The 8166-nt window shown below is 54.3% G+C and carries 3 protein-coding genes; all 3 read left to right on the forward strand.

Annotation, left to right across the window (positions count from 1 at the left end):
- Positions 1 to 178: 178 nt before the first annotated feature.
- The 3 genes from AB1656_22475 to AB1656_22485 are packed head-to-tail and all read left to right on the forward strand — an operon-like array spanning position 179 to position 7986.
- A complete protein-coding gene (locus AB1656_22475; GenBank protein ID MEW6238165.1) occupies positions 179 to 796 on the forward strand; it encodes a sigma-70 family RNA polymerase sigma factor in 618 nt (205 codons plus the stop codon).
- Complete coding sequence (locus AB1656_22480) at positions 793 to 2487, forward strand: tetratricopeptide repeat protein (protein MEW6238166.1); 1695 nt, start codon at positions 793 to 795, stop codon at positions 2485 to 2487. The genes AB1656_22475 and AB1656_22480 overlap by 4 nt, the downstream gene beginning before the upstream one ends.
- A 9-nt stretch (positions 2488 to 2496) precedes the next feature.
- Positions 2497 to 7986 (forward strand): alpha-2-macroglobulin family protein, encoded by a 5490-nt coding sequence (locus AB1656_22485; protein ID MEW6238167.1) that lies wholly within the window; start codon positions 2497 to 2499, stop codon positions 7984 to 7986.
- The last annotated feature ends 180 nt before the right edge of the window (positions 7987 to 8166 follow it).

Below are 8166 nucleotides of genomic sequence, written 5' to 3' on the forward strand. Positions count from 1 at the left end.
GCCCTTGAATAATGCAGAAAAGTAGGATGGGTCGCGTTTTTTGACCCATCGAAATATAAGGAGTGGAGCAAATGATGGGTCAAACGACATGATCCATCCTACGGTTAAAAAAATTTCATTTTTTATAAACCCATTCGGGGGGCGTATCGTTACATGTAACGAGATGCAAACTCAGGCGATGACGATCCAGGATGATGGTAGAGAGACGCTCTCCAGCGCGCCGGACGAAGAGCTGATGCAGCGCTACGCCCAGGGCGAGGTGGAGGCGTTCGACGAACTCTTTCAGCGGCACAAGAACGCCGTCTATGCGTTTATTTATCATTTTGTCCGCATTTCGGATAGCCGGGACGATCTCTTTCAGAACGTATTCTTGCGCATCATCCGCTATCGGAATCAATATAAGCCTACGGCGAAATTCACTACCTGGCTTTTCGCCATTACGCGATCCGTTTGCATCGACGCGATGAGAAAAAGCCACAATGCCAATATCATTCCACTTTTCCCCGATGGCGAGGACGAAAGAGATGGAGGAAGGGAGATGGAGCCGGTTTGCGGCGGTCTCTCGCCGCGCGAGGCGCTGCACCGCTCCGAAATCCAACGCGCCATCGAGGAGACGATCCGGACGCTGCCTCCGGAACAGCGGGAAGTGCTGCTGCTGCGCGAGAAGACGAATTTGACCTTCGAAGAGATCGCCGAGGCGGCGGGATGTTCGCCGAACACGGTGAAAAGCCGGATGCACTACGCGCTGCTGGCGCTGCGCAAAGAATTGAGAAAACGGGGAATCGATTCATTATGAGACGCGAAACCGCCCGCCGGTTGATGATGGAAAAATTGTACGAGACGATTTCGCCTGCCGACGCGGCGCGTCTGGAGGCGCATCTTCTCGTCGACGCCAATGCGGCGCGCGAATGGGAAGATGCCCGGCAAATGCGCGGCCTTTTGGCGGCGATGAGCGATCCTACGCCGCCCGCCCGCGCCGAAGAGTTTATCCAACAAGCGGCGCGGTCGCTGGAGGCGGAGGCTCCGCCCGTCCATTCCCGCCGTTTTTGGAATTACGCCGTCGCAGCGGCGATTCTGATGACGGCGACGCTTCCTTTTGTTTTGCAGGGAGATAAAAGCGCAGTGAAGCGAGACGATTCCACGAGATCGTTTAATTTAGAACAAAATGCAAGGAGCAGGAGAGATGCGCTGGATTCCTCCGTCAATCGTCTCGCCTTGTCTCCTAAAAGAAATATCCAAGAATCCCAATTCGCTTATATCGCATCGGCAACGGTCGAACCGGCGGAAGAAAAAGCCGTTAAAATGGAGATGGCGCTTGCTTACGATAAACAATCCAACGTCGCCGCAATGCCAGCCGCTCCTGTCAAAGCCAATGCGGAGGAACTTTTCCGCACCGGATTGACGCTTTACAACGCCGCCTTCGCCAAGGTAGGCGAAGAGCGCAACGCCATGTTGAAGAGCGCCATCATCTTTTTGCGCGACCTGGAACAGCGTTGTCCCGATCAACGATCCTGGATTGCTTTATCCTCGATATTGATCGCCGATTCCCATCGGGCGTTGGGCGAGAACGATTCCGCCATCGAAGTCTATCAGCGCATGATCGAATCGTTTCCCGAATTGGAGAAATACGTCCGGCAGGCGCGCATTTCCATCGTCAATCTTCTATTGAATGACGACAAGAAATTGTCTCAGGCGGAAGCAGCGCTGCGGCAATTCAATGATCTTTATCCTCATTCGCCGGAATTCGCCGAAGCGGCGTTGACGCTGGCGGAAAAGTTACAGGCCGTGCAACCCGAACGGTCATTGGCTTGGTGCCGTTCGGTTGCGGAAGACGCTGGGGAAGAGAATCGTCTGCAAACCAAGGCCGCCCGGCTGGCTGCCGCCGTCGATGAAAAATTGCGGGATAAATATTACGTTAAGGATTGGTGGATGCTGGGGCCGTTGGAACAGAATTATTTGCCGAAATCGTTGACTCCCGACCGGTTTTACAATGTGAAAAAAGGCCGATTTCCTGGATTGAACGGCAAGCCGGTTCAATGGCAACGCCCTTACGCCAACCAAAATGGCGATGTGGATTTTGCGGAAGCGTTCGGCGCGGCCCGCGAGGGAGCGTCCGCTTTCGCTATGACTTCAATCTATAGTCCTGAAGCCGAATTCGTCCTTCTAACTTTCGGCGGCAATGGCGGATTGCGCATTTGGTTGAATGAAGATGCGATTTGGTCGAATCAGCAAACGCAGCCTTTCCACCGCGATGCGCAAAGCGTCTCCTGCTCGCTGCGCAAGGGATGGAATACCTTATTAGTAAAATCTTATCTTACCGGTCTGAATCCCGAATGGAAATTCTCACTGAGGATTTTAGATCGGAATGGATTTACGATGCCCGATTTGACGATCGATCCGGAACGAAAGGCAATTGGGCGCGAGAATGACAATAATGAAGAATCGAATCTTCTTCGCGCGGGTTCCACTCCCCGCCAAGAAAAATGAGGTGGAATCATGAATACGAAATGCTTGGTTATCCTTCTGCTGCTATCGGCGGCGACGCTGGCGCGGGCGGAAATCAATATCGATAGAGACCATATTAAATTGGAGCGGAGTGATAAGACGGTCACCGCCGTCATTCTCTTGGAAAATCCTGCCGAAGCCAGCGCCGTCAACGACATGACGGCGACGCTGATGGACGAGCGTTATCGCCCGCTGGCCAAGGGCGAGAAAAAAGTCATTCTGCTCAACGGCAAGCAAACGGAACGGATCGCATTCCCGATCGACTTGGCGGCGGAGGAGTTGGAAAAGTGCATCCTCTCCATCGATTTCGCCGGGCAAATCTGGTTGAAGCATTTTTCGCCGAAGCGCATCGAGCAGGAACTGCGCGTCATCGGCCAAAACCAATGGTTGAGCGGCAGCCGCGCGGCGTTGCGGGTTATCGTCACGCAAAGCCAGGGCGGAGCGCCCATCGAAAACGCGGAGATCAAGGTTTGGAGCCGTCCCAGCGGGGAAGGGAAAACGCTTTTCCATGCTGATGACAAAACAGATGCAGAAGGAACGGCTTCAATCGCCTTCGATATTCCCGGCGATATGGCGGGAGAACGTACGCTAGGCGTTTCCGTGAAGTCGGAATACGGCGAAGACGAAGCAACAGCGAAGATCACTATCCAAACCGGAACCAAGATTTTTCTGACGACGGACAAGCCCGTCTATCAGCCGGGGCAGTTGATGCGCTTGCGTGCGCTTGCTGCTCATAAAGCGACAGGCAAACCGTTGCCGGAACAGCCGATCGCGCTGGAAGTCTACGACGGCAAGGGCAATAAAGTTTTCAAGAAGATGGAGACGACGTCGGAATACGGCGTCGCTTCCGCCGATTTTCAACTGGCGGACGAGGTCAACCAAGGCGATTACGCCGTGAAAGCGATCATTGGCGACGACATGACGGAAAAGACGGCGCAGGTCTTCGAATACGTCTTGCCCAAGTTTCGCGTGACGGCGAAAAACGAGAACGAATTCTATGCGCCGGGGGATGCGGTCAAGGGCGCGTTGGAGGCGCGATACTTTTTCGGCAAGGCTGTGGCGGGAGCGAAAGCGACGATTACGGTCAATTGCTTCGACGTAGGCTTCAATGAATTTGAAAAAGTGGAAGGAACGACGGACGAGGAAGGGCGATGGAATTATTCCTTCACCATTCCCGAACGGTTGGTGGGACAACCGCTATTCAAAGGCAATACGATTATCCAGATGGACGTCCGCGTGCGCGATTCCGCCGATCACGAAGAGCAGAAAATCGAAACCTTCCACGTCGCCGTCGAACCGTTGCAGATCGAGGCCATTCCCGAAAGCGGAACGCTGGTGGACGGCGTGATGAACGAAGTTTTTCTCGTGGCTTCGCGCCCCGACGGCAGCGTCGCCAAGCCTACGCTGACCGTGCAGTCTCGTTATCTGCAAAGCGGCGTTAAAGTGGATTGCGACGACAATGGCATCGCGTCGATTATCTTGACGCCGACGCCGGGCGAGAACGTCTATCGTCCCGAATTGCCGCCTCTGCGCCTGTTTGCGGAAATCGACGGCAAGAAAATTACGCTGGATAAAAACCTGCCTTTCAGTAATCCGGAAGAGCGCATCCTGTTAAGGCCGGATAAGGGCGTCTATTCACTTGGCGAGGAAATGAAACTGCAAGCCATGGCGCCGTTTCCCGATAAGGAGCCGGTATTTCTCGACATCGTCAAAAATAATCAAACCGTGCTCACGCGGACGCTGACGCTGGAAAATGGCAAGGCGCAGCTGGCGATTGCGCTGGACGAATCGCTGGCGGGAACGCTGGCGATGAATGCGTACATGATTCGCGGCGATGGCCATATGATCCGCGACTCGCGGCAGGTTATCGTTACTCGCCGCGACGATCTGCGCATCGACATCGCGCCGGATCAAGAACAATACGAACCGGGGCAACCAGCCAAGCTGCGCATCCTGGTTCGCGGGGCGGACGGCCAACCGGCGCAGGTTGCGTTGGGACTACATATTGTGGACGAAAGCGTCTACAGCCTGACGGAAAAAGAGCCGGGACTCGCCAAGGTCTTTTTCGCCATCGAAAAGGAATTGTTGCAGCCAAAGGTGGAAATCCACGGCTATCGCCTCGATAAAGTGGTACGCCTCTCCGCCAAAGATTACGAGGATAATGCTCGTTTGTCCAAAACCCTGCTGGCCAAACTCGATGTTCACGCGGACTTTTCCCTCAACCTCAACACGGCGGACGAAAAAACGCAGAAAGCCATCGCCGACTTGCAGCGGCTTCAAAGTGAAGTTCTATCTCAACAATCGTTAGCCGTGAGCCGGAAGCCGCGCAACATAGACGAACTGCTTTGGCCGCTGGGACAAGATTTGCAAAACCTGCCAACCATCGACCCGTGGGGCAATCCCTATATCGTCTATATGAATGACAACATCTGGCTAGCCAGCGCCGGACGGGACGGCAAGGCGGTGACGGACGACGACATCCGCCTGCCCGCCTTTCGTTTCGGTTATTTCTTCCAGGACGCGGGAGAGAAGGGCGGCCAACTGAAAAAGGCGGCGGGAATTGTCGAGAAATGGGGAGAACATGAAGTTAGGCTAGCGTTTCCCGCGCAGACGGGTATGTTGCGGCGTGGCGGCGCCATTATGGGGATGGACGGCTTGGGGAGAGGTGTTATGCCAGGCGTAGCAGGGGGCATGGGAGGCATGGCGGGAGGCGGTCGAGTAAATAGATTTGCTATGGCGAAGGGCGTCCCCGCTCTAAGGGGAGAGATGGCCGTTCCCGAAGCGCCGCCCGTTGTTGTTGGGGAGGAAGTCGCTCAATTTGGTTTGGCGGAAGCGCCTGCGGCAAGAGAAGGCTTAGCGCAAATGCGCGTAATGGCGGTTGAGGCTGCGCCGCCCAACGCTCCCGGCGATAGGGGAGGCCAAGCCGGAGCGAGTGTGTATGGGATAATGGGCAGGCCAGCCGATAATAGAAAATTAGTAATCCAAGAAGACCTTGAACTAGACATGAGTACCGCACAATCGGCTCCACATCAAATTGATCGTTTCTATTTATATGAGGAAGCGCAAGAGAATAAAAACCTGATCGAAGAAAATATCAAATCCAATTTCGGCGGGGAGAACGTCAACGGCCCATTAGTCGTCAATGGCCAATTGGACGAGAAACAATTGAAACAAGCGGCGGAAAAATTCGGCGATCTGTCTTCCCTTAAATTAGCGGAGGGCGAAATTGCGCAGTTGTTGAAAGAGAAGAAAGAGCAGACGCAAGAGGCCGATGCGTCCACAGCGATCAAACGCGCCAAAGATCGTTCGGTGCGGGTGCGGCGCTATTTTCCCGAAACCCTTTTCTATACGCCGGAAGCCATCACCGACGATAAAGGCGAAATCGCCTTGAATATCCCCCCCGCCGATTCCATCACCACCTGGCGCATGTCGGCGATGGCCAACGCCAAAAATGGGGCCATCGGCGACGCTACGGCGGCGATGAAAGTATTCAAACCTTTCTTCATCGATATCGATCTGCCTATTGCGTTGATCCAGAACGACGAAGTAACGATTCCCGTCGCCGTCTACAATTATCTTTCCACGCCGCAAGAGGTTGAGGCGTCGCTGGAACCTTCGCCTTGGTTCGATTTGCTGGAAGGCGGCTACGACCGCAAGGTCTCCATCGCCGCCAACGAAGTAACTTCCGTTACCTTCCGCATTCAGGCTAAGCGGTTGGGCAAGCAAACCATCACCGTCTACGGCTGGGGTTCGCAGGACAACGACGCCATTGGCCGCGAGATTGAAGTGCGCCCCAACGGCGAGGCGAAATTCGAAACCCGCAGCGGCAAACTTTCCGGCCTCGTCGAACAAATCGTCGAATTCCCCGCTGAACGCATCGCCGGTGCGGATAAGTTATTCGTAAAGATTTATCCCGGCGTCTTCAGCCAGATTGTGGAAGGATTGGACGCCATTCTGCAAATGCCCTACGGTTGTTTCGAGCAGACCAGTTCGACGACGTATCCCAATATTCTGGCGCTCAATTACATGAAGCAGACAGGCCGCGTTACGCCCGCCGTGGAAATGAAAGCGCGGGAGTATATCAATCTCGGCTATCAGCGATTGTTGACCTTCGAAATTCCCGGCGGCGGCTTCCAGGTTTTCGGAACGCCTCCGGCGACGCGCATTTTGTCCGGCTATGGGCTGATGGAATTTATGGACATGGCGCAGGTTTATCCCATCGATGAGAACGTCATCGCCCGCACGCAGCAGTGGCTGTTGGGGCAGATGAACGATGACGGCAGTTTCAATCCCGACGAAAATTACGCTCACGCGGAGATGTGGAGCGCCATCCAAAACAATAAAATCCTCGCCACGGCTTACATTGCGTTGGCGTTGGAACAATCGAGCGCCGGTCCCAGAGTAAATCCGTTGAGCCGCACGTCGAGCAATATCGCCGCTCAGACGGCGGCGCCGAAATCCGCCAACATCGATCCGCAATTGCAAAAGACGAAACAATATCTCTTCGCTCATACGGATGATGCTAAGGATGCCTATACGCTTGCCATTCTCTGCAACGCGCTGCTGGCGCTGGATCCGCAAAGTCCCGCGACGCAAACATGCGTCGACCGGCTGGTGGAAGTGGGCATTATCGAAGGTGAGCGCATGGTATGGAAAGCGGAAGCCAGCATGAGTTTCGCGCGCGGCGACAACGCATCTGTCGAAGCGACGGCCTGGGCGGCGCTGGCGCTGCTGGCGGACGGACGATTCCATTCCGAACTGGGCAAGGCGCTCAATTGGATCATCGAGCAAAAAGATCCCAACGGAACGTGGGGAACGACGCATGGCACCGTGCTGGCGCTCAAGGCGCTGCTCTATTCGCTCGGCCAGCGCACGGAAAGCGCTAACGCCGAAGCCGTAATTTCCGTCAACGGCGAAGAGGCGCAGAAAATAAAAATAACGCCGCAGGATTCGGACGTGTTCCGGCAAATCGATCTCACCCGTTTTGCGAAGACGGATAAAAACCGAATCGAAATCAATCTGAATGGCGAGGGGAATTTGCTCTATCAAGTCGTTGGCAAGTATTTCGTTCCTTGGGATAAGAGCCTGAAAGTCAAACCGGCGTTCGACATTAAAGTAGAGTACGACCGCTCCCAATTGCGCCGCAACGACGCGGTAACCTGCAACGTCATCGCCCGCAATACGCTGCCGCAGCAAGCGGAGATGGTCATGATCGACGTGGGCATCCCTCCCGGCTTTAGAGTAGAAAAGTCGGCGTTGGACGATTATCAGGACGACCAGGTCATTTCCAAATATACATTGATGAGCCGCCAATTGTTGATTTACTTAGAGTCTATGGAAGGAAATACGGAATTGAAACTGGCCATCCCCATGAAAGCCACGCTGCCGATCGTCGCCAAAGCGCCGGAATCGAGCATCTACGAATATTACAATCCCGATGTGAAGGACGTATCCACGCCGCAGGAGTTAATCGTTGAATGATAAGTGATTAGTGATGATGGAACGGCCAAAAGTCAATTTTTTGCGGTGCGGGCTTCCAGCCTGCACAAGATATACTGGAGGCAAGATGCCTGCACTACAACAGGCAGTCAGCCGATAGCATCATTAATACTTTTTGCCGGATCGTCAGTGATGAATGATGAGTAAAAAAAGGTAACGATC

The sequence above is a fragment of the Candidatus Omnitrophota bacterium genome (assembly GCA_040755155.1).
Taxonomy (GTDB): domain Bacteria; phylum Hinthialibacterota; class Hinthialibacteria; order Hinthialibacterales; family Hinthialibacteraceae; genus JBFMBP01.